This is a genomic window from Candidatus Tisiphia endosymbiont of Nemotelus uliginosus (assembly GCF_964264755.1).
In the GTDB taxonomy this organism is placed as follows: Bacteria; Pseudomonadota; Alphaproteobacteria; order Rickettsiales; family Rickettsiaceae; genus Tisiphia.
Genome location: NZ_OZ183481.1, coordinates 1,001,802 through 1,023,471, shown reverse-complemented (window position 1 = coordinate 1,023,471; position 21,670 = coordinate 1,001,802). Strand labels below are relative to the sequence as shown.

Below are 21,670 nucleotides of genomic sequence, written 5' to 3'. Positions count from 1 at the left end.
TAACCGCACTACTTTCAAGTTCTATCATAATATTGCTGTTGGGATGATGTCTTTAGCATTTTGGGTGCTATCTTAGGTACTTCATTGTTTATGTTCACATGACGTTTTAACTTATTTTGAATTTGCTTTAATTCATCATGCATTATAACGTCACTTGCCTCAGGGGGCATAATGGTTTGTGACATATTAATATTACATCCTTTATTTTTTGCTACTTCCTGCATCATTGATTCATATTGACCTTTTGTTACAGGAATAGTGTAAATATTTTTTCCCCTTTGTATATAGCCTATAGCATCTTTATCATCACCGGTAAACTTTAATGATAATGGGTTGGTTATTTCTACTAGTTTTCCTTGCTCGTTATAGTGAGTAGTAAAATACAGTGCCTTCGAGACCTCAATATTCTCACCTTTCTCGTTTTGCACTGGAAATGAAAGATGCACGGCTGTACCAGATGGTTTGATGGCTAATGGCAAATTAATATTGCGATAATTGCTAATCTCTGTTTCCGTTACTCCATCTTCTAAAACTACTTTAGTAGAAGTTTTAACCTTAGTTTCTGTTAATTTAAATAATTCTTCATCTTTGACTTTAATAACCCTTGACCTGGTGTCAGTGGTATTGTCTATTGGTGGCTGATTGCTCCAAGTTAACGGTTTGAAATTATTAGCCTGATGGATTTTTGCATAGCTTTGCACTTCATCATTCATTGCTTGAGTCACAGTACTCTTTGTAATAGAGTTAGCCCAGGTTTTTTGTATTAATTCGTTATTATTTTCTACAAATTCTTTAAATTGCTGAGAATTAATAGCAAGATTAGCCCCTGAGATTGCTGTAATATTTGCTTCAGTAAGGATGTTTTTTAATGTTGTTTGTTGCTTAGCAATAATTTCTTGCCTAAAAGCTAATGTTACCAAATCTACTTTAATCGGGGCTACTATGGCTGGGACTGTTTCAGATGGAGCTACTTTGTAGGGTGAGGTCTGTTCAGTAGCTTGAGCTTCAGTAGTTGTTGTTATCGCATCACTAATATGCATAACATCTAGTGCTTTTTTAGATATTGTTACAGATAGATCAGTTCTTTCTAAAGTAGGGTTTGTTAGTGCTTTTTTTTGCTCTTTTACTATTTGAGCTATTTCTTTAATTAACAGTACTTCTCGAGTTTTATTACCTAAAATATATTCAATATAGTTTCCTTCTGTTTTTTTCTTTAATTCTAGTCTTTTCCTTTGGTCGATTATATTGCTAAAATAATCGAAGTGTTCTTGAACTAATTTTTTTAATTCTGGCTTGTTAATTTTTCCTTTTTTTACTAAAAGACCGAGTTTAATTTGTAACCCATATTCTTTTAATGATTGTTGTCTCTTTTGCATAGTTTCTTTAAGAGCATCTTTAACATCAACAATCTTTATGTTTTCTGGTGCTATATTTTTAAATTTCTGGCTCATTGCCATTTTTGCCCAATTTGCTAGTGCTTTATCACTATAATATTTTGATAATTCAACGAAGCTATGGTCAATAGTATTGTTTAAATCAACTTGTGCAGTATCAAGTAAACCTTTTATAAATAAATCATTATACTTTTGGGTACTTGGAAATTCTCTAAAATGATTAGTTGGTCCTAGTAAGGGTAGATGTCTAGACCAAGAATGTGGAAGTATCTCATCATCTAATTGGTCAAAACTTCCAGCAAAATCTAACCTAACTAGTCTAGGAGGAATAGTAGAATTGTTAGTATCTCTTACAACTCCTATATTACCTGTATGAATATCAAAATCGCCTATTAATAAGCTAGTTGGAGCTATTTTATCAAAATCGCTATAATGCAGTTCTTCAAAAGCTTTAGTTAAAGTACTAGATAGTAATTCTCTTGTTCCCATAAAAAGCGGTCTTCCTCCGTCTTTTCGCAACCAACCGCCAGGCTTAGTTTTTTTAGACATGTGGTTATCCATGTCAACATACATGTCTCCACTGTAATTCTTAAAAAATTCAGATTGCACATATACTTCAGAACCATCATTTTGCAGACCTCCTGCTTGATCTACTTTCGTGGTAAGATGAGTAGGTACAATGAGCGAAACTTTGGCTCCATGCTCTGGATTTGTTGCTTGAAAAATTTGGGAACCCAAAAACTCTGATATATTTTTTTCAGGCTTATTCTCCTTTTTAACCATAGACAGAATATTATCTTGACTTCTATATATTCCCCCTAATTCTCCAGCTTCATTAGCCCCAAATTCCTTTCTTTTATAATATTGCAAATTGGTAAATTCTGACATTTTTTTACCCTATTTAGTTAACCTGAATTTGATATAACCAGCTATTGCAAATTCTGTTATATCTATAAATATAACAGATTTTTATGCTCCACTAATAGCTATTTTCATTATTTTTGCGGTATTGCTTATTTTTTTCATTAAACTCTTGCAAATTTTCTTATGATAATAAAAATCTGCTCGCCAAGCGTCATTGCGAGACCTACGGTCTCCTCACAATGACGTTTTATACTTAACTTTTTTCCGTGAACGCTCACTCTCATATACCAAGAAAGTTAAAAAAATCTCGCAATTCTTGACGAGCAGCTACATGTGATATACTAAGTGTTTTACCATGATTAGCTGTTGTTAAGTCAAGTAATGTTAGCCCTTGTAAAAATAATTCCCGAAAAATTACTCTTTCACTAAAACCTGGAGCAATCTTAAAGCTAATTCTTTTTGCTAATTGTTCAAGAGCAGCTCCCACTTTTCTTTTATTTAATGCATCCAAGTTGCTTAATCGATTACGCATAACAATCCAGTTAATTGTCTCGCCATTACGATTAGCTTTCTGCATCTTTTGCTCCCAAATCATTTGACTATAGATTGATGGGGCAATAATTGACAAATTGTCAGCGTTAACTTTGGCTAATACATCAAAATCAAGAAAACTGTCGTTAATGGGGGTAATTACCGTATCAGCATAAGAATGAGCTAATCTAGATAAGAAAGAGTAGCTTCCTGGCGTATCGATTACTAAATAATCAGCATTTTTTGTCTGTTCAATTATCTGTTCAAACCTAGTTCTTTCGTCCTCTTCTTTAAGTGCAACGACTTGTTCTTGACTTTCAGTCAAATGAAAATGCTGAGAAGTCTTAACCGTATGGTCCGGGTTTTTTAAATTGTAATCATCCCTGTTCTTTAAATAATTTGTTAAAGACCCCTGACGTGAATCAGTATCAATACTAGCTACCGTATAACCATTATACAATAAACCGGTAATTAGATGCATGGAGCAGGTACTTTTACCAGCTCCACCTTTTTCAGCCCCAAGTACAAAAACACGATTTGTTTGATTATTTTTCATAGTGATCTTGAATAAATTGATTAAGAAGTCTTACACCATAACCTACTGCTCCTCTAGGACCAAGGGGATTACCTTTTTTATTATAGGCAACACCGGCAATATCAAGATGTGCCCAAACCATACCTTCTTTAATAAAATTCCCTATAAACTGAGCTGCTGTACAACTACCAGCGGCTCCAGGAACGTTACCAATATTAGCAAGATCAGCAATGTCTGACTTTATCATCTCATCAAAATCTTTATGTAGAGGCATACGCCATAATTTTTCATTAACTTTATTGCCAACATCTATTAGCTTACCAGCTAATTCATCATTATTGCTAAAGCACCCAGCATAAGTTTTACCAAGAGAGACAACAATAGCTCCAGTAAGGGTAGCCAGATCGATTACACATTGAGGCTTAAACTTTTCTTGAGTATACCAAATTGCATCAGCCAAAACTAACCGACCTTCTGCATCAGTATTATCCACCACCACTGTTTTTTTGGACATAGTGGTTACTACATCTCCTGGTCGTTGAGCATTGCCTGAAGGCATATTTTCTACAAGACCAACAACCCCGACCACATTAACTTGTGCATTACGACTAGCCAAAGCCATGATTGCTCCAACTACTGCAGCTGAACCGGCCATATCATATTTCATATCTCCCATATTGGCTGCTGGTTTAATAGAAATCCCACCACTATCAAAAGTAACCCCTTTACCAACAAAAGCGACAGGTGGGGTATCATCATCCAAGCCATTATATTGCATTACTACAAGTTTGGATTCATTTTGTGAACCTTGTCCAACACCAAGTAAAGCTCCCATACCAAGATTTTTCATTTCTCTTTCACCGATAATGATAATTTCAACTCCTAGCGGTTCAAGACGTTCTAATATTTTTTCAGAGTAAGATTGAGGAGTTTTTATATTGGCTGGTTCATTTATCATATCTCTGGCAAAAAATACTGCCTCAGCTAATGATCTTTTATCATTAAACAATTCCTCTGCTTTAGACTGATCATCTATAGAAATCTCAAGAGAGTCTACAACAAATTTTTCTCCTTCACTTTGAGTAGTTTTGTATTTATCAAATCTATATGAAGCAAGCAAACAGCCGCTAGCTATAAGAGAAGCAACAATAGCTGGTTGATGTTGTCCGATATTATGAGAAATTTTTATACCAATAGTGCTAATTTTACGGCAAGTGCTACAGGATAAGATTTTTGCCCCAAGCTCTTCAATGCAAGAGGTTGTTAATTTTGTTTCATCACCAATGCCAACTATGATTAAATATCTTATCTCCCCATCCTTACCTATAGAGTTAACAATTTTAATTTGTCCAAATTTTCCAGTAAATAGTAATTTATTTTGAATAGTTTTAGAAATTAAACCATGATGTTGTTGATCAAGTAGTAATAAATTACTGTCTAATTTCAGTTGTTCACTAATAAACACTATAGTTGCTTGATTATTTGATAATTCCTTACTGATAAAGTTAATGTTATTGAGCATAAATTCCTCTTATAATTTAATGGTCTAATTCTATTGATGTATATTTACTTTGCAACTATAAAAATCCTACAGCTAAAAAGAGATTACTCAAGTTTTTGTAGTATACTACAAAATTCTTTTTCACTAAGTGAAAAAATGATAAAATCTAATTGTTAATCTTGTATAAGAGTTTGTCCACAAAATAAAATCAAGGTTATGATGAAGTGAATAAAGTATTATGTTAAGCGTTCACGGAAAAAAGTTAAAGTACAAGACGTCTATTAAGTTACTTATTTTTTAAACATTATCTCCTGTAACTCGCACTATATTTGCCCCACAGTTACTTAATTTTTTTTCCAATGTTTGATATCCACGGTCTAAGTGGTAGATTCGACGTATTTTTGTTGTATCATTGGCGGCAAGTCCAGCTAATACTAGAGATACAGATGCTCTGAGGTCGCTTGCCATAACTTCAGCTCCCGTCAGAAAAGGTACTCCGTGTATTATAGCACTATTTCCTTTAATTATTATATTTGCCCCCATTCGGCATAATTCAGGAACATGCATAAAACGGTTTTCAAAAATATTTTCGGTGATGGTAGAAGAACCGCTGCAAAGGGTCATAAGACTCATAAACTGAGCTTGAGAATCTGTTGCAAAACCTGGATATGGACTTGTATGAATATCCACAGGATTTAATCTATCTACGTAAGAAACTCGTAAACCATTATCAATAGGCTCAACTTTTATACCAGCTTCAACAAGTTTTAATACTATATTTTCAACAATATTGCCGTTAATTCCATAAATATTTAAACTGCCTTTAGTAATGGCAGCAGCCATCATGTAGGTACCAGCTTCAATACGATCCGGCATGATCGAATAGTTGGTATGTTTTAAATAAGATTTACCAATAATTGTTATTTCACTTGTACCAATTCCATTTATTTCTGCCCCCATTTTGTTAAGGCAATGGCATAGATCAACAATTTCTGGTTCTCTAGCACAGTTAAATAATATAGTTTCTCCTTCAGCCAAAGTAGCTGCCATTATGGCGTTAATTGTTGCTCCAACAGATATTTTTTTAAAAACAAAATGTGTAGCTTTTAATCTACCTTTGATTGTAGCATTAATATAACCATGATCAACATCAATATTTGCTCCCATAGCTTGCAGAACTGCTATATGTAGATCTACTTGCCGAGCCCCTATAGCACATCCCCCAGGTAAAGAAACTTTAGCTTTAGAGAATCTGGAGAGTAATGGTCCAAGAACCCAAATAGAAGCACGCATTTTACGTACTATATCATATGGGGCAGTAAAATTATTAATATTGCTACTATCAATATCCATGCTCAAGTAATCTTGATGATCAGTTACTGTAACAACACTGCCTAAATTCTCAAGTAATTTCTTCATTGTGAGAATATCGGTAAGCTTTGGAATATTATTAATACTAAGCTTATCTGTAAGAAGTGCAGCTGTCATAATCGGTAATGCCGCATTTTTAGCTCCACTAATGCTAATATTACCTTCAAGGGGGATACCACCTTTAATTATTAAACTGTCCATAGGAATTCCTTATATAGTAGCCTAAAATTCAATATAACAAGTTATATCGAATTCAGGGGTAGAAGTCAATTAGGTTTAAAACGGTATAGCAATCTGCATTTAAATAAAAAAGTTATAGAACTTATCCGCACACCGTCATTGTGAGGAACTACTTTAGTAGCATTGATGCAATCCAAAAAATAGACTTCTTTCGAAACTAGCTTATGTGCAAGGATTTGTAGGAGGCACTTCACCTCGAACCGCGGCGTACTCAAATGTACGTGAGGAGTAGAGTACCGGTATCACGCACAAATTACCAGCGAAGTAGAGTTTTGCAAGAGGTCTAGTGAACTCTTACAATCCTACCGCCCCTTATTCCTATTAGAGTGTTGTTTGTTAGAAGGGGTGGTATCGGGTTTAATAGTGTTGCTTACAGATATATCGTCTTTCTTTAGAACTTTTATTAGACGGTGATATAGTTTAGAACCCACTGTTTCTGTGCTATGAAACTTGCTTAATATTTTCTCTAATGCAGTCTTACTATTTTGCAATCCATCAGTTTTATTAGCTTTATCAATAGCTTGAATCGTCTCAACCCCATTTTGCATAAAAGCTTCTTTTTGTTCTTCAGGCGATTTAACAAATGATTCAATATATTTCCTAAGTCCTGCCCCTAACTTATTGATAGTTACAATATGTTCTGGATGGATAGTATGCTTTAGATCATTTGGAGAAGATTGTAATTTCGAATATATTTTGTTTGTACCAGCCTCTATAGTGGCAATGGTTTCAATTTGTTCAGTTGCTTCCTGCAAAGAATTATGTGGTAATTCATCTATTAACACATTCATTTTTTTAGCTTGCTGACCGAATTTATCTAAGTGAGGTTGTCCTTGATCATATTCAGCAGCATATCCTTTAGCAAGTTCTCCATGAGCATTGAGAGTGGTACCAATATTGCCTTTAAACTCACCAAAATTTTGTCCAATATCTTTTTCAGTTGGTGACAGTACATTTGTGGTATTATCATCCAAAGATACCTGTATTACTGTTTCTTGTTCTATGCCCATCTTTTTTACAGCTTTGGCAAGTTCAGAACCATATCGCGAATCAAAGCTAAAATTGAGCAGACTTTTTAAGCGATTTACTTCCTCTACAAATCCTTCCTTTGATTCACCAACAATATCAGCTATATCTGATTTAAATTTTTCTAATGGCATAAAAATATCTTTAATTAATGTTATTTATAGTCAATTCAGGAGAATTTGGGGCTAGGAGCGATGGAGCGACGCCTATAAGTAATAGGCAAGCGACGAGTGACAACGCCCCCAACTTCTCATCAATTGACTACAGTTTGAGTAATTGATTGCTTCGACCATTACATGGTCTCGCAATGACGCCTGAGGTTTGTGTAATCCTCGCAATGACAGGAATGCAATTCAAGCGTCATTGCGAGAAGGCGTAAGCCTCCTAAGCAATCCAAAAACAATAGATTGCACGACCTACTTACATGATACCGCAATGACTCTTATGTAGGGTACTATATATTTTTACCTAAAACTAAATCTTTTGTTACTATTGGTTTTAATGGTACATTGATGCTGATTACAAAATATCATTATTACTTCAAATTCTTTTAAAAATTCTCTACTAACAGTAATCTTATTGCCTTTACATTGGTTGTTACCTAGCAGATTAATATATATATCGACATTTTTACATATTTCATTCGGAGTAACTTGTTTCAAATCTATCAAACTAGAATCTATCAAAATTGTGTACCCATGGGAAGTAAAAATATTTTTTTCTAAGGGAAATTTTAAGGGAAATATTTTAGCATCCTTTTGACCAAACCAGTTAGCCCAATATATACGTTTAAATTCTGGCATTTCATTATAGTCAATTGATGAGAAATTGGGGACGGTGTCACTCGTCGCTCGCCTATTACTTATAGGCGTCGCTCCATCGCTCCTAGCCCCAAATTCTCCTGAATTGACTATAGCATAAATGTCAAGTTCACCATTGCTATTTTTTATACCAATAGCGTTTAAATTTATATCAAATATGACATTAGGTTTAGGAGAGTTCAGCATTAAAATTACTGATATAATAATTATAATTAGCCCAAGAAAATGCCATTTAGTTCTCCACAAACAAAGCCATAAAAAGCCAAATAAGAAAGTAATTAAGCTAACTTGGCTTATATAGCCAAAATACCATACTGATAATGGTAACGTGTTAGTAAATTTCACCGCTTCAATAATTATATTAATGAAAAAACCTATTAATTTTAGACAGTACTGGTCTATACCGAAGATCATTAAAAATACCGAGATAATAGATAATGGCATCAAAAAGAAAGACATTATTGGTATAGCAATAAGGTTCATCGGAATAGAATAAGTAGGAAATGTATAAAATTGGTTTATTACAACGGGAGCAGTAACTATACCGGCAAGGAAGCTTGAATAAATATTAGAGGCAATATAAAATTTGATTGAAGAAAATATGCCCTTGCTTTCACCTAAGATCCATTGATTCCTTATGTAAAATTCATAACCAGCAGTTAGTGATAATACTGCGACAAAAGATAATTGGAAGCTTGGGTGAAATATATATTCTGGATTCATTGATAATATGATGAACGCCGCAATTGCTAATGACCTTAGAGGGTATGGCTTGCGTCCTATCATAACCGCATAAATAAAGATTGCTGTCATAATGAAGGCTCTGGTAGCAGCAATTTGCATGCCACTTAGTTGCAAATAACCATAGCTTCCTATTAAAGAACAAATTGCTGCAATTAACTTTATATCATAATTATAAGCAATATAGTTTGATAAATTTAACAAGAATCTGGTGGATATAAAAAACAGCATCGCTACCAATGATAAATGTAAGCCGGAAACGCAAAGTATATGGGATATACCGCTTTGTCTCATTTCTTTCATTAATTTTCGATCGATGGCTTTGCTTTCACCTAGGGTATGTCGTCACGAGATTGTGATTGCATAATTTTATGTGATTTGTTATTATAATTGTAGTAATAAAAATAGGCGATAAGAAGCAATGAGTTTAGCACATAGAAGACATGATATAAGCGATGAGCTTTGGAATAAGATAGAAAGTAATTTACCTGGTCAGAAAGGTTGTTGGGGAGGTATTGCAAGAGACAATAGAACTTTTATAAATGCAGTGATGTGGATATTTAGAACGGGAGCTCCATGGAGAGATTTGCCTCCTGATTATGGCAATTGGAAGAATGTACACAGAAGATTCTGTAGATGGCGTGATAATGGGATATGGGAGAATTTGCTAAATATTTTTATAAATGCTCCTGATTTTGAATGGTTAATGATAGATTCTACATTTGTAAAAACTCACAAAGCAGGACTTGGAGCGAAAGGCGGGAATCAAACGGTTAGTCGCACAAAAGGGGGCTCAATACAAAGGTACATATGGCCGTGGATGCGTATGGTATGCCGGTCAGAATTATTGTTACAGAAGGTTCCAGAAATGATTGTACTCAAGCTTGTGAGTTAATCCAGAATATGGAGGCACAACATCTTATGGCTGATAAAGCTTACGATACAAACGCCATAATAGAATCGGCTGTGAATGCAAACATAATTCCTGTAATACCATCAAAAAGAAACAGGAAGATTCAAAGAGAGATAGATAAATATCTATATAAGCTAAGGCACATTATTGAAAATACATTTCAAAAATTTAAAGAATGGCGTGGTATAGCAACAAGATATGCTAAAAATACAAAATCATACATGGCGGGTCTTTGTTTAAGGGCTTTACTAATGTGGGCTCAAATCTCGTGACGACATACCCTAGTAATATTGCAGCAGCGAAATTACCTTTTATAGAACCAAGTATTTGAATCAGGCGGTTGTAAATATTTTTTTTAATTTTATAGACAAAACTATTAGTGTAAAGATCACTATGTGCTATAATTTTAAGGGGGGACAGTGCATAGCCAGTAGCATTAATATCCGCTAAATATGCATAAAAGCCAAAATCATAACCACCCGGCAGAATACTGCTTTGTGGTTTATAAAGCCTTGCCACTAGGCTAATATTATCGTTAATATTAATTTTTTGGGCATATTTTGCCGGCATACTTATTCTGACTTTTTGTAAAACTTGTTTAAGTTTCTGAATTTTTACTTGATATAATATAACCTGCATACCATGAGTAGTTGGTTTCATTGATTCTACGATACCGCTTACTCTTGAGATTATTGGATTGTTAATAGTACTAACATGTAAATTTGATACGCGATATTTGCCAACTAGCATACCACAAAAAAAGGCGATAATTATTCCCGAAATAAATCGCCCAAATATATTGTTTCTTAAAATTAGTAGCGATAAGGAAATTGTGAAAATAGTTAGAATAGATATAAAAGAAGGTTCCTTACTTAAGGTAAAATAAGTACCAATACCACAAATGAAACTAACAAAATACCAAAGATTGAGATGGTGATATTCTTGTTCTAAAATGCTTGTGAAAAAATTAAGAGTTAATTTATAATTTCCTAAGATCATTGCATCTAATAATAGAGTTCTTTTTAAGATAGTCTGCTATTAGATGCGACGCAAGAAATCTGTGAGCGTTCACGGAAAAAAGTTAAAGTACAAGACGTCTATTAGCAAGAAGGCTTAAGCCAATAAGCAATTGTAAGTTAAAAGTATGGTATAATAGATATTGAAGTCAATGTAAATAATGGTTTATATTGACTTTAAGGGGGCAGCAATAGCCATAATAATGACTATTGTTGTGTGGGTGTGAGTGACCGTGTAGCAATTAGTTTTAATACCGAATGGATACTGGTACTCTAACCCAAACCCCCGAGACGTTTGAATAGTTTATTGGGATGCTTTTGCACGCCCGCTTACAATCGTAAACATTAAATTTTCAAAAGCTAATTATAATCCTTCTTATTCTAATTGTACAAATATCCAATCTAGGCATCAAAAAATTTTAACTCAACCTGGAGAAAATTCTAACTTAACTAAGAAAAAATTAGAAAAAAATACATATATATCTATAATATCTAGATGTGGCAAAAAAATGTTCTTGTGGACAAAATTTGCCAGAGCTTAAGCCAGCTAAGGAGCAAAGCTTTAATTTGCCGCTTGAGGTAACAGTAAGTTCAGGTGAACAAAGTTTGTCAGAGTAAAAAATATTAACAATATTAATTTTTCGAAGATATTGTTACTTATTTAGGGGGCAATTTTCATTACAATTTTTCCTTTAAAGGGGTCAATAGTTGATTATAATTTACAAAAAATTAATTTACTGAATTTATGAATGGAATATGTTTTAATTTGAAACGCTTAACCGTTCTGGCTATATAAAATTAAGTGTTTGGCAGAGCAAAAAGCGAAAATTTATGAAAAAAATTGCAATCTTTTAAAAACCTCATAGTTGATGGTTTCTTTGTAATTTTTTAGACAAAAGATTTTCTTTGAAATTAGAACAATTTTTTATCTTTCAACGATTCCATAATGGAGGAATTTTCATTGACAGTGACATATTGACATAATAGAAGTTTAAGGATATAATGCACTCTTTCTTAATTCTTAAAAATTTCACTACTTTTTTAGGATACTTTATAAAAATAAGCAACAATGTCATCCAATATCCACTCCAAGACATAATATAAGGCACCCGTAGCTCAATTGGATAGAGCATATGACTACGGATCATAAGGCTGGGGGTTCGACTCCCTCCGGGTGTACCAGATACATATTAGGGTTTCAGGGTTTTTATAATTTCTCAAAAGAATTTCTATGGCTATTTTATGGCTGTTTTTTATTAAAACTTCCCAAAATTGACCTACAAAAAGGTCTATTTTCAACCGTTTTTCACGGGGAGGAAGTATGAGGGAATAATGTATTACTCTAGAAATATAGTAAATTTTGCCACCACAAGCGTAGTACCAGTACCCACAATCTATGGAAAATTTAACCCTAAAACGTTAGTAAACAACGTTATTAATAAACTAATACCAAGCTCTAAGTGTAAAGGCATAGGGTTTGCAAATAATTTCACCAATGGTATTGCAGATATAATCATTGGTGATAGTTATCGACTTGAAGCAATATTAACTCAATTAATTACGAATGCCATTAAATTCACTGAACAAGGTAGTGTTACCTTAACCACTTATTTTTTTCTAAAAATAATATAAAAAGGTATTGGCGTTTCTACTTTTAGTGTAGTACGCTTTATATTTAAAGTATCTCTGTTCCCCAAATTATCTAATGGAAGGGCAGAATGATAGTTTATGAGTCCTTTATAACAATTTTCTATTGATTTATTAACTAATTGATTTCTGGTAATTGACAAATTAATTACTACTTGTTAATATCAAATATTCTTTTTAGTGTAATATTAATTATGCAGGACACTACTAACGATTTACGTAACATTATAGATAATATTAGTACTAACCTGCGTAGAAATGGCGTAGAAGCTGAAATACAGTACAGATTAAAAGACCCTTATTCTGCTTTAAAAAAGATGCTAAGAAAGAATATATCTGTGAAAGAATTAACTGACCTAATTGCCTTTAGGATTATAGTTAATAAACAATATTATTGTTATAAATTATTGCTTACTCTTTATAATATCTATCCTGTTAATATAAAGAAGACTAAAGACTATATTGTTAATCCTAAGGATAATGGTTACCGTTCTTTGCATATCGTACTTACAGCTGATATCTATAACCGTAACATAGAAATACAAATACGGACTAGAAGGATGCATGATATAGCAGAATTTGGTACCGCCAACCATGAGGAATATAAAAAGACGCAGGAAGAAAAACTAAAAAAGTTATTCTCTGAGGAAAAACTTAATACAGTTGCTATTAATACTGAGATAAATAATGCTTATGATATTTTTAACCAATTTAATTGGACTATACTCAACCTCGTTGCTTATGAGCAGGCAATTGAAAATCTTTGGCATAAATTCCAAAAGAATTTTTAAAAGATATCACAAAATTATTGATAATATTAGTTTAATTTAATGTACAATTAAACTATATAGAGAGGTATTTATGGAAGATATTGCCAATTGGCAGGCAAAGTTTGAGTGTTGTGACTATTCTGATAAGTTACTTAATAAATTGATTTTACTAAACAACAAGGTACCTCATCCATTAAATATCAAAGAAATTACCAAAGCTATCTATTATGCTAAGAAATATCATGGTAGTCAAATGCGACAATCCGGCGACCCCTATTATTCTCATCCAATAGAAGTAGCGTATATGTTTGCCGAATTCACAGCCCAAGAAATTCCCATATTGTTTAAGACTGACATGATCGTTACCAGTTTACTGCATGACACGATCGAAGATACAATACTTACTGAAGAGATGATAGCTCGAATTTTTGGTAGTCAATTTGCTAGCCAAGTGGAAGCTCTAACAAGAGTTAAGCCTTACGGCAAGATTAGCTCCAAAGAAACTTTGAATTTATTATCTCAACAAAATAGGTTTGACCTAGAAATAGCATAATGTTTCCTTGCCTGCTCAACAGTTTGGGGCATAGTTTCAGTGGTAGGAGAAGTCTGTTTTACAGTATCATTTACTACAACTTCTTGAGGCTTATTTTTCTTCTTGCTTAAATTGACAATATTTTGATATTGTTCTTGATTTCTCTCTATTTTTATCCTTGCTGCTTTCATTTCTTCATCCTCGTTGCATGATGCTGTTTGTTTATAAAATTCTTACATAAATAGCAGGGCTAGATATGACAGAGGAAGTTTTAGGAAAAATTAAGCGAAAAACCGCAGCATACTAAAGCTTATGTGAGGATTTTGAGCTTAATTTTGACGACAAAATTACCTGTCATATCTAGTTCTGTAAAAATATTTCTCTCTCTACTAATCGCCTTCTTACCAAGCCCTTAAGCTTAACACCACGAGCATAAACCCATTTGGGAAATTCATCGGCAGCTGATAAATATTCACCTCGTAATAGCTTTTGTCTTAAACTGGAAGCTTGGAAAGCACCAGCCCCGCAGTTGAAAACAAATGATATCAAGGCTCCCTCTTGAGAGTAATTGCTGTTATTGGCTGTTTGCGTACTCGCATATTGATACAAATACTTACTTTCATCATTATCAGCCTTAATTTGGATTTCCTCAAGCCTAGCACTATTACCAGTCTTTAAAGCTTTTATTTGCATCTCAATTAATTTAAGTTCATGTTCTTTGTTCTTCTTATCCTTAAGAAAATGCAAAATTTTTGGTAAAAAACTACTGAAGAACCCCATAAAGGCACTTAATATCGCTATCATATTAATCTCAAAAATTATTAAATATTAGACCTATTGGGCTTAAGAAGCATTAATACTGTCAAAACTACCATCAATAATTAGTTTCTTATTAACAAGGTCAATACGAACATCACCGACAACATCGCTAATGTTTGCATAAGATTTCCAGCCCGATAGATTTGCTTTAGTACCGTCAAAATACAAACTTGAGGTTGGTGTATTGAGAGTACCTAACTCATTTGGTAATGCGATTGTCCAAGACTGGGTTGCAGCGACAGAGCGTGCCTGAGTTTGTAGATTAGCGACTTGCGTAGTTAAGCTATTAACAACATTATCTCTTTCTCTTAGACGTTGTTCTAAATCAGCTATTTTATTAAGCAAGTTCTCGGTTTCATCTTCTGCCGCAATATCTGATAGGTGCAAACTAGCTAGCGAGGTTAGGCTTTGGCTTAAATCCTTACTATTTTCAAGGCTAAGGCTACTTAGATTGTCCTGGCTATTAACATAGAGGATGTATTTTATACCAATTCCCGAATTTAATTTAGTAAATGATTCATGCAACAAATAGATTGAATTAGCAAGGTATTTAAATTTTTAATAGAGGAAGATACTACTATTTCTAATTGTTCAATTGTATTGTATACTTTATTCTTTATAGTCTCAGACTTTAAATGCTCCCATAATCGCTCCGCAGGATTTAATTCAGGAGAATATGGTGGCAAATAAAGAATTTCTATATTAGCAGGAACCACTAAGTCCTTAGCCTTATGCCATCCAGCACAATCCATAACAACAATGGCTTTTTGAACGCCTATATGTTTAGACATTTCCGCAAGAAACATGTTCAAAGACATAGTATTAACATTTGGCATCATTAAGCTAAAATCATCTCCTGTTATTGGGTTAACAGCACTGTAAACATAAAAATTCTGAAAACCTATTTTGATTTTAACTTGAGTTCTGATACCTTTGCGAAACCAACCATGACCTAATTTAGAATGAGTTCCAAAACGCGATTCATCAAAGAAATACAAAAAACTTCTTGGATTGCTTGTTATTTTTTCTTGAATTTTTTTTTAAACTGTTCATGAGTTTCTTTATTCTGTTTGTAATGCACTAGTCTTGGAGTAATGTACGCAAACTTAAGATTGTGCAATGCCCTGTGTACAGCCGATTTACTTACATTAATTCCCAAATTTTCTTTAAGTTTTATGACGATACTTTTTATTGTTATGTTACAATCTTCTTGTATCCATTTGTTTATTGCTTCATAGCAGCTTTCCGTTAAATCGCTTTTCCTTCCCCTACCTTTTTTATATTCAAGATTTTTATCATCGCCTTGGGCAAAGCTTTTTATCCAGTTTCTTAGCGTATTAGTTGTGATATCAAATATTTTAGACACCATACCAATACCATGTTCTTTTGCAGCTACTATAGCTCTTAACCTAATAGCGATCCTATTCTCTTTGTTCGTACTTGCAAGTTGAGCTATAGCCTGTTTGTATAAATCTTCTGTTATTAATTTTTGATGAGTACCCATTACATTCCTAATTTTATCTATCTTTTACATTATAACCTATTTTTCTCATCTTTATACTAAATTAAATTTGGGAATTGGTATTAGTTCTCTAATATTGCTAGGAATCCGGTTTATTAGGTTTTTCAGATTATCTCTACCAACTCGACTATCTAAGTTCCAAGGTAGGACGATATAATTACCTTCATCTTCAGAAGTCATAGCTATTTTAGTAAAAGGATGTTGGGGACCTAAATAAAAGCTTAGTGCAGTGTTAGAAAATGTTATAATTTCAGTGCCGTTGGTAGTTGTTATGTGTAACTCCGCTTTATCTACCTGGTTCGGTATAAAAATCTTTCCGCCCAAATGAAATTTAGCAATATCTGGTAAATGATCGCTACTACTTGCATAAACATTTTTCATGACTTTTTTAATATTTTCAATATCTTGTAACTTGTTAAATTTGACAGTAATTTTTCTTATATAAATCCCCTGTAGTATCTGCATTTCAAGGGAATTATTATACCATAAAAAATCACAATTTGCATCATATTTCGTGATATTTTTACATCGTGTTTTCACTAATATAAATTAGTATATTTTAAGATTATAGGTTAAGATTATGAAATAATTTTTTTTATAAAAATAATGCTTGCAATATTAATTATATCTGATAATTTGCATTCAGTAACCCGTTTAATACGGTGAAAAATTACAAACAAATTAGTCTATCCCACTAAAACAATTAACTTTAATTAGGTAATAACAATGACAATAGATTTTAATGCATATGTAGAAGGCAATTGCTTGAATTTTAAGGGCAAAAAAGCGATATTGTTTAAGATATTAAGTAATGAGAAAAACTTAAATGAATTTAGTTCATTTATACAAAATAACTCCCATATTACAGCACTTAACCTAGAGAGCTGTAATTTGGTGTATAAAGACATTAAGTTATTAATAAGTTATATTACTGTCAATACTACCATTGCTACTCTTAATTTAGGTTACAATAATATAGGTGATGCTGGTGCAAAAGTAATAGTTGGAGCTTTGTTGGTCAATATTACCATTGCTAATCTTGATTTACGAAGCAATAGACTAAGTGATGCTGGTGTAGAAGCAATAGCTAAATCTTTGAAGCTCAATAAGACTCTTATTAGCCTTAATTTAGAGGGCAATATGATAGGGGATGCTGGTGTAGAAGCAATAGCTAACGCTTTGAAGCTCAATAAGACCCTTGCTAATCTTAATATGGCATGTAATGAAATAAGTACTGAAGGAATAAAACCAATAGTAATAGCTAAGGCTTATAACCTTACTTCTGCTAGTATTGATCTAGGAATCAATATAGATGTTGAAGTAAAAAAAATGCAACTTAATAAAGAAAAAAACGATAGTAGAGTATATCTTATTAAATCATTTAAGGCAATCATATCTAAAATAACTCTAGACACTGATGGTACTCCGTTACTGTCTTCGGACGCAGAAGGCGGTGAGCAAAATAGTTTCTTGAATACACTCAAGAACTACAGTGAGAAACATGGGGCATTTTCTTTCCCTATATTAGAAGATATTATTGCCCAATCTCTATATCAAAACACCGTGCATGTTTATAAAAATGGAACAGAGCAATTATCGTTTGCTGCCAGATCAGATGCTCTAACAAAAGTAACGCAAATAATATTGGAATGTTTAGGACTCAAGGAAGACAAGATTGATGAATTTAACTCTAAGATAGTAGGAATTATTGAAGAAGTAAAAGAAATGTTTTTACTAGAGTTGGATATATCAAATAATAATATGGCGAGGACATGGAAGATTAATACTAAAACTGAAGAATTTGATTCAACTTCCTCACTGCCATTTTTGTTCTATCATGAATTTACTGTGGGAGATACATGGCTACCTTTTCCTAACATGAATGTTGAATTACTAGATGTTCTACAAAAGGCTGATGAGTCACAAAAAGTTGAATTGAAAAATAACCAACAGTTAGCTAGTTTGTATAAGCAATTTCCTGATCTCAAGACACCAGGAATTATCTTACAAAAGACCCTTGAAGATGCCATTAATGGCTCACCTATTGGAGATATTGAAATACTATTAAAAGAAAAACAGTATGAACAAATTTTTAAACATAACTCTCTAATACAAGAATTATTAAATGATTTTATAGAGTTGAATAATATTTCTGCGATAGAATTGCAAGAAAGCTCATTAGCACCTAAACAAAAAGTAAGTCTTGAGGCTCCTTTAGCACAGCATTCTGATAGTCATCTACCAAATATTAGCGAACATACGTCAATCGACTTAGCTACAGATGACCCAATAACACCGGTTTTAGGAGATAGTTCGCATCATATTACAGATTAACTGGTTGTATATCGTAACAACAGCCAGCATGGCAAATATATGCTTATCCAATGGTTGGGGTACACCAACCATTGGATAAGCAATGGATTGAAATAACCGGGAATACCAAAAGCCATCAACAATAAATCTTGGTTTTTTAATCAATGTTTGTTAAATTGAAACAATAAAGCTTAATTAGTAACTCATGTATGGGTCTACCCAACAATGCAAAAAAAAATAAAATAAAAGGTTTTTTAACATCATCTAAATTAAAAAAACTTGCTAAAGAACAAAAAATGATAATAAGAGAAAGTAAAATTACAGCAAAGTCAGTAACGAAAGCTACTCTTCTTGCATCTGTTAAAGATGAAGGAACCTTATTGGAACTGATGGCATCTTTATTTGAGCAGGATGATATAGATATCACCAAACAATCTCTTCATGCTAAAATAAATCAACCCGCTGTAGGATTTATGAAAGCAGTTTTTGACAAATTATGCGAATTGTTAATAGGAAATTTAGCAAATACCATATCTACTAAATTTAAGGATATATTAATAGTGGATTCTAGTGAAATAAAGCTAAACCTCTATAATAAATTGATATAACGATGTTCAAACTTTTTTACGTATTTTTTAAATTATTTTTAATATTAGGGCTAATAGCTATTAGTGCTTGTATATATTTGTTGTATAATTACTCTAAGGATTTACCGGACTACTCACAACTTGCCGATTATCATCCACCATCGGTAACAAGAGTGTATGCCCAAAATGGAAAATTAATGGAGGAATATGCTTTAGAACGTAGAGTTTTTGTACCTATTAGTAGTGTGCCACGCTCTCTTATAGAGGCTTTTATTTCAGCTGAAGATAAGAATTTCTTTGAACATTCAGGAGTTGATATTATAAGCATAATCAGAGCAGCAATACTAAATATTTCTAATATTGTACACCACCGTAGAGTGGAAGGAGGGTCAACTATTACCCAGCAAGTAGTCAAGAATTTTTTATTAACCTCCGAGGTATCGATAGAACGTAAGATTAAAGAGGCAATTTTATCCTATATGGTCTCAAAAACCTTTACTAAAGATCAAATTTTGGAGCTATATCTTAATCAAACATTTTTTGGTAGGGGAGCCTACGGAGTTGCCATGGCTGCTCAAAATTATTTTAATAAATCTATTGACGATTTAACTCTTGCTGAATCAGCTTTTATTGCTGGGTTACCAAAAGCTCCATCAAATTTTAACCCGGAAAAAAATTATGCCAGGGTAAAAGAGCGTAGAGATTATGTCATTATGAGAATGTTGGAAGATGGTTATATAACGCAAGAAATAGCAAAAGAGGCAATAGATACGGCAATTACTTTACAAAAGCGGGATCGTAGCGAAACCGTTACCGCTGGTTATTATGCTGAGCAAGTACGGGAAGAAGTTATTCGCCGAATTGGCAGTAAAGAATATTTTTATACTGGAGGCTTAACAGTCATTACCTCACTTGATGCTAATATGCAGCAAGCTGCAGAGAATGCTCTTAGAAAAGGTATAAGAGAATATGACAGAAAACATGGTTTTAGAGGAGTTATCACTAATATAGATATAAATAACTGGCAAGATAATTTAAATAAACTAACAAAGCCACCAGCCATTCTAGAATACCAATTGGCAGTAGTATTAAATGTTTCAGATAATCAAGCGGAAATTGGTCTTTGCGACTTGAGTAAGTCCAAAATAGCTTTATCAGAAATGAAATGGGCGAAAAATAATCTTAAATCTGCAAAAACTCTTTTGCAGAAAGGTGATGTTATAGTAGTCGAAAAAGTAAATGCTAATTACTCTTTAAGGCAAATTCCTACTGTTAATGGGGCTATTATGGTGATGAATCCTACAACAGGGCAAGTGCTTGCAAGTGTTGGTGGGTATGATTTTGCGGTTAGTAAATTTGATCGTGTTACCCAGGCTTTACGACAACCAGGGTCACTCAGTAAAACTTTTGTTTATCTGGCTGCTTTAGAAAATGCCATCCAGCCAAATAGAATTTTTGAAGATGGTCCAGTAGAGGTTCCACAAGGTCCTGGTATGCCAGTTTGGCGACCAAAAAATTATAAAGGGGATTTTTTGGGTTTAATTACTATGCGTACAGGTCTTGAGAAATCGCGAAACCTTATTACTGTCAGGGTAGCACAATCTATAGGACTAAACAAAGTTGCTGAAATAATCAAGCGATTCGGCATTAATAATGAGCCAAAGAGATTTTATTCTATGGTGCTTGGTTCGCTCGAAACCACGTTAAAAAAAATGATAACTGCTTATGCAATAATTGCCAATTCAGGGAAAAAAGTCACCCCACATTTTGTCGAACTCATTAAAGATCGTAACGGTAAAATAATTTATCGTAGAGACAATAGAGAATGTGAAAATTGTAGTGTATCTGATTCCCAGCTTACTGATAACGTATCACAGCCTATCTTGTCTCAACCAGATTGTCGAATGATTACCGATGAGGCAAGTGATTATCAGATTGTCTCATTTCTTACTGGAGCAGTTGAAAGAGGCACCGCAATAGCTGCAAAAAAACTTGGTAAGATTATAGCTGGTAAAAGCGGTACCACCAATGAGAGTATGGATACTTGGTTTATTGGTTTTACTCCCAAAATAATTGTTGGAACATATATTGGCTATGATACACCAAAAACACTTGGAAAAACTTCCACAGGGTCAAGTGTTGCCTTACCAATATTTATCGACTTTATGGAAAAGGCATATTCTGATGTCCCTTCACTGGCGTTTAAAATACCAGAATCGATTAAATTATTACCAGTAAATCCACAAACTGGTAAAATTACCTCTTCTGGTAGTATTATGGAAGCATTCAAAACTCATGATATACAGATATTAGATTATCAACAAGAGACCCAAGATAATGATGATTTCCATAATAGCTCACCTGAAAAAGATAATTCTCAGGAGGTATATTAGGCTCTGTGAACAAGATTTGTCTAGACAACGGATAATACTATGATACTATTTCAATTATTGCCTGACAGTAACATTTGAGTACTCATTTATTAAATGGAGGTATTCACTAACTGAACGTAATGAATTGGAAGTAA

The 21,670-nt window shown here is 33.3% G+C and carries 20 protein-coding genes, 1 tRNA gene and 1 pseudogene; 9 read left to right on the top strand and 13 right to left on the bottom strand.

Annotated features, from left to right (window positions below; translation table 11 throughout):
* Positions 1 to 14: 14 nt before the first annotated feature.
* The 5 genes from ACFELW_RS05290 to ACFELW_RS05270 all read right to left on the bottom strand — a co-directional run bounded on the left by ACFELW_RS05290 (position 15) and on the right by ACFELW_RS05270 (position 7,596).
* The gene (locus ACFELW_RS05290) at positions 15 to 2,282 is read right to left on the bottom strand and encodes a Sca4 family protein (RefSeq protein WP_375329855.1); all 2,268 of its coding nucleotides are present in this window, start codon (positions 2,280 to 2,282) and stop codon (positions 15 to 17) included.
* Positions 2,283 to 2,538: 256 nt separating this feature from the next.
* Positions 2,539 to 3,345: a division plane positioning ATPase MipZ gene (locus tag ACFELW_RS05285; protein WP_341759176.1), complete on the bottom strand. Its 807-nt coding sequence runs from the start codon at positions 3,343 to 3,345 to the stop codon at positions 2,539 to 2,541.
* A complete protein-coding gene (locus tag ACFELW_RS05280) occupies positions 3,335 to 4,846 on the bottom strand; it encodes a leucyl aminopeptidase (protein WP_375329854.1) in 1,512 nt (503 codons plus the stop codon). Before ACFELW_RS05280 ends, ACFELW_RS05285 begins: the two co-directional genes overlap by 11 nt.
* 276 nt (positions 4,847 to 5,122) lie before the next feature.
* Entirely contained in the window at positions 5,123 to 6,397 is a 1,275-nt protein-coding gene (murA, locus tag ACFELW_RS05275; protein ID WP_375329853.1) for a UDP-N-acetylglucosamine 1-carboxyvinyltransferase, read from the bottom strand.
* Between the two features lie 341 nt (positions 6,398 to 6,738).
* Positions 6,739 to 7,596 (bottom strand): hypothetical protein, encoded by an 858-nt coding sequence (locus ACFELW_RS05270; protein ID WP_375329852.1) that lies wholly within the window; start codon positions 7,594 to 7,596, stop codon positions 6,739 to 6,741.
* Positions 7,597 to 7,613: 17 nt separating this feature from the next.
* Between ACFELW_RS05270 and ACFELW_RS05265 the strand changes: the two genes are divergently transcribed.
* Positions 7,614 to 7,742, top strand: coding sequence for a palindromic element RPE2 domain-containing protein (locus tag ACFELW_RS05265; RefSeq protein WP_341749001.1), 129 nt, complete (start codon positions 7,614 to 7,616; stop codon positions 7,740 to 7,742).
* Between the two features lie 184 nt (positions 7,743 to 7,926).
* On the opposite strand, the pseudogene ACFELW_RS07140 reads toward ACFELW_RS05265, so the two are convergent.
* Positions 7,927 to 9,351: pseudogene (locus ACFELW_RS07140) on the bottom strand (ComEC/Rec2 family competence protein); the annotation flags it as partial.
* A 94-nt stretch (positions 9,352 to 9,445) separates the two neighbouring features.
* Here ACFELW_RS07140 and ACFELW_RS05250 point away from each other — a divergent pair.
* Positions 9,446 to 10,209 (top strand): IS5 family transposase gene (locus ACFELW_RS05250; protein ID WP_375329687.1). Its coding sequence is split into 2 segments (ribosomal slippage): positions 9,446 to 9,803 and positions 9,803 to 10,209, totalling 765 coding nucleotides; the frame shifts between segments, so codons are not numbered across the junction.
* On the opposite strand, the gene ACFELW_RS05245 is transcribed toward ACFELW_RS05250, so the two are convergent.
* Entirely contained in the window at positions 10,139 to 10,936 is a 798-nt protein-coding gene (locus tag ACFELW_RS05245) for a DUF4131 domain-containing protein (RefSeq protein ID WP_375329851.1), read from the bottom strand. The genes ACFELW_RS05250 and ACFELW_RS05245 overlap by 71 nt on opposite strands.
* Positions 10,937 to 12,058: 1,122 nt before the next feature.
* Here ACFELW_RS05245 and ACFELW_RS05240 point away from each other — a divergent pair.
* The 4 genes from ACFELW_RS05240 to ACFELW_RS05225 all read left to right on the top strand — a co-directional run bounded on the left by ACFELW_RS05240 (position 12,059) and on the right by ACFELW_RS05225 (position 13,923).
* A tRNA-Arg gene (locus ACFELW_RS05240) sits at positions 12,059 to 12,135 on the top strand.
* A 150-nt stretch (positions 12,136 to 12,285) separates the two neighbouring features.
* Positions 12,286 to 12,585, top strand: a complete 300-nt coding sequence (locus ACFELW_RS05235) for a hypothetical protein (RefSeq protein ID WP_375329850.1) — start codon at positions 12,286 to 12,288, stop codon at positions 12,583 to 12,585.
* A 209-nt stretch (positions 12,586 to 12,794) separates the two neighbouring features.
* Positions 12,795 to 13,391, top strand: coding sequence for a bifunctional (p)ppGpp synthetase/guanosine-3',5'-bis(diphosphate) 3'-pyrophosphohydrolase (locus ACFELW_RS05230; RefSeq protein WP_341759170.1), 597 nt, complete (start codon positions 12,795 to 12,797; stop codon positions 13,389 to 13,391).
* A gap of 70 nt (positions 13,392 to 13,461) precedes the next feature.
* The gene (locus ACFELW_RS05225) at positions 13,462 to 13,923 is read left to right on the top strand and encodes an HD domain-containing protein (protein ID WP_375329849.1); all 462 of its coding nucleotides are present in this window, start codon (positions 13,462 to 13,464) and stop codon (positions 13,921 to 13,923) included.
* Here the strand turns inward: ACFELW_RS05225 and ACFELW_RS05220 are convergent.
* The 6 genes from ACFELW_RS05220 to ACFELW_RS05195 all read right to left on the bottom strand — a co-directional run bounded on the left by ACFELW_RS05220 (position 13,890) and on the right by ACFELW_RS05195 (position 16,783).
* Positions 13,890 to 14,093: a hypothetical protein gene (locus tag ACFELW_RS05220; RefSeq protein WP_341759169.1), complete on the bottom strand. Its 204-nt coding sequence runs from the start codon at positions 14,091 to 14,093 to the stop codon at positions 13,890 to 13,892. The two genes, ACFELW_RS05225 and ACFELW_RS05220, sit on opposite strands and share 34 nt — an antisense overlap.
* 169 nt (positions 14,094 to 14,262) lie before the next feature.
* A complete protein-coding gene (locus tag ACFELW_RS05215; RefSeq protein ID WP_375329848.1) occupies positions 14,263 to 14,706 on the bottom strand; it encodes a lysozyme in 444 nt (147 codons plus the stop codon).
* Between the two features lie 39 nt (positions 14,707 to 14,745).
* Positions 14,746 to 15,246: a hypothetical protein gene (locus ACFELW_RS05210; protein ID WP_375329847.1), complete on the bottom strand. Its 501-nt coding sequence runs from the start codon at positions 15,244 to 15,246 to the stop codon at positions 14,746 to 14,748.
* Complete coding sequence (locus ACFELW_RS05205) at positions 15,222 to 15,719, bottom strand: IS630 family transposase (protein WP_375329846.1); 498 nt, start codon at positions 15,717 to 15,719, stop codon at positions 15,222 to 15,224. The genes ACFELW_RS05210 and ACFELW_RS05205 overlap by 25 nt, the downstream gene beginning before the upstream one ends.
* 20 nt (positions 15,720 to 15,739) lie before the next feature.
* A complete protein-coding gene (locus ACFELW_RS05200; RefSeq protein WP_375329845.1) occupies positions 15,740 to 16,225 on the bottom strand; it encodes a helix-turn-helix domain-containing protein in 486 nt (161 codons plus the stop codon).
* 51 nt (positions 16,226 to 16,276) lie between these two features.
* Positions 16,277 to 16,783 (bottom strand): hypothetical protein, encoded by a 507-nt coding sequence (locus tag ACFELW_RS05195; protein ID WP_375329844.1) that lies wholly within the window; start codon positions 16,781 to 16,783, stop codon positions 16,277 to 16,279.
* A gap of 186 nt (positions 16,784 to 16,969) precedes the next feature.
* Here ACFELW_RS05195 and ACFELW_RS05190 point away from each other — a divergent pair, with 186 nt between their 5' ends.
* The 3 genes from ACFELW_RS05190 to ACFELW_RS05180 all read left to right on the top strand — a co-directional run bounded on the left by ACFELW_RS05190 (position 16,970) and on the right by ACFELW_RS05180 (position 21,536).
* Complete coding sequence (locus ACFELW_RS05190; protein ID WP_375329843.1) at positions 16,970 to 18,577, top strand: hypothetical protein; 1,608 nt, start codon at positions 16,970 to 16,972, stop codon at positions 18,575 to 18,577.
* 188 nt (positions 18,578 to 18,765) lie between these two features.
* Positions 18,766 to 19,164 (top strand): hypothetical protein, encoded by a 399-nt coding sequence (locus ACFELW_RS05185; protein WP_375329842.1) that lies wholly within the window; start codon positions 18,766 to 18,768, stop codon positions 19,162 to 19,164.
* Positions 19,165 to 19,166: 2 nt separating this feature from the next.
* Positions 19,167 to 21,536: a penicillin-binding protein 1A gene (locus ACFELW_RS05180; protein WP_375329841.1), complete on the top strand. Its 2,370-nt coding sequence runs from the start codon at positions 19,167 to 19,169 to the stop codon at positions 21,534 to 21,536.
* Positions 21,537 to 21,670: the final 134 nt, after the last annotated feature.

What these genes read in the sequence shown, in the direction of transcription:
- ACFELW_RS05230 (WP_341759170.1), top strand. Translation starts at nt 12,795, where the DNA reads ATGCAGGACACTACTAACGATTTACGTAACATTATAGATAATATTAGT.
- ACFELW_RS05270 (WP_375329852.1), bottom strand. Translation starts at nt 7,596, where the DNA reads ATGCCATTAGAAAAATTTAAATCAGATATAGCTGATATTGTTGGTGAA.
- ACFELW_RS05215 (WP_375329848.1), bottom strand. Translation starts at nt 14,706, where the DNA reads ATGATAGCGATATTAAGTGCCTTTATGGGGTTCTTCAGTAGTTTTTTA.
- ACFELW_RS05225 (WP_375329849.1), top strand. Translation starts at nt 13,462, where the DNA reads ATGGAAGATATTGCCAATTGGCAGGCAAAGTTTGAGTGTTGTGACTAT.
- ACFELW_RS05235 (WP_375329850.1), top strand. Translation starts at nt 12,286, where the DNA reads ATGTATTACTCTAGAAATATAGTAAATTTTGCCACCACAAGCGTAGTA.
- ACFELW_RS05280 (WP_375329854.1), bottom strand. Translation starts at nt 4,846, where the DNA reads ATGCTCAATAACATTAACTTTATCAGTAAGGAATTATCAAATAATCAA.
- ACFELW_RS05285 (WP_341759176.1), bottom strand. Translation starts at nt 3,345, where the DNA reads ATGAAAAATAATCAAACAAATCGTGTTTTTGTACTTGGGGCTGAAAAA.
- ACFELW_RS05180 (WP_375329841.1), top strand. Translation starts at nt 19,167, where the DNA reads ATGTTCAAACTTTTTTACGTATTTTTTAAATTATTTTTAATATTAGGG.
- murA (WP_375329853.1), bottom strand. Translation starts at nt 6,397, where the DNA reads ATGGACAGTTTAATAATTAAAGGTGGTATCCCCCTTGAAGGTAATATT.
- ACFELW_RS05265 (WP_341749001.1), top strand. Translation starts at nt 7,614, where the DNA reads ATGTTATTTATAGTCAATTCAGGAGAATTTGGGGCTAGGAGCGATGGA.
- ACFELW_RS05290 (WP_375329855.1), bottom strand. Translation starts at nt 2,282, where the DNA reads ATGTCAGAATTTACCAATTTGCAATATTATAAAAGAAAGGAATTTGGG.
- ACFELW_RS05200 (WP_375329845.1), bottom strand. Translation starts at nt 16,225, where the DNA reads ATGGGTACTCATCAAAAATTAATAACAGAAGATTTATACAAACAGGCT.
- ACFELW_RS05220 (WP_341759169.1), bottom strand. Translation starts at nt 14,093, where the DNA reads ATGAAAGCAGCAAGGATAAAAATAGAGAGAAATCAAGAACAATATCAA.
- ACFELW_RS05245 (WP_375329851.1), bottom strand. Translation starts at nt 10,936, where the DNA reads ATGATCTTAGGAAATTATAAATTAACTCTTAATTTTTTCACAAGCATT.
- ACFELW_RS05190 (WP_375329843.1), top strand. Translation starts at nt 16,970, where the DNA reads ATGACAATAGATTTTAATGCATATGTAGAAGGCAATTGCTTGAATTTT.
- ACFELW_RS05185 (WP_375329842.1), top strand. Translation starts at nt 18,766, where the DNA reads ATGGGTCTACCCAACAATGCAAAAAAAAATAAAATAAAAGGTTTTTTA.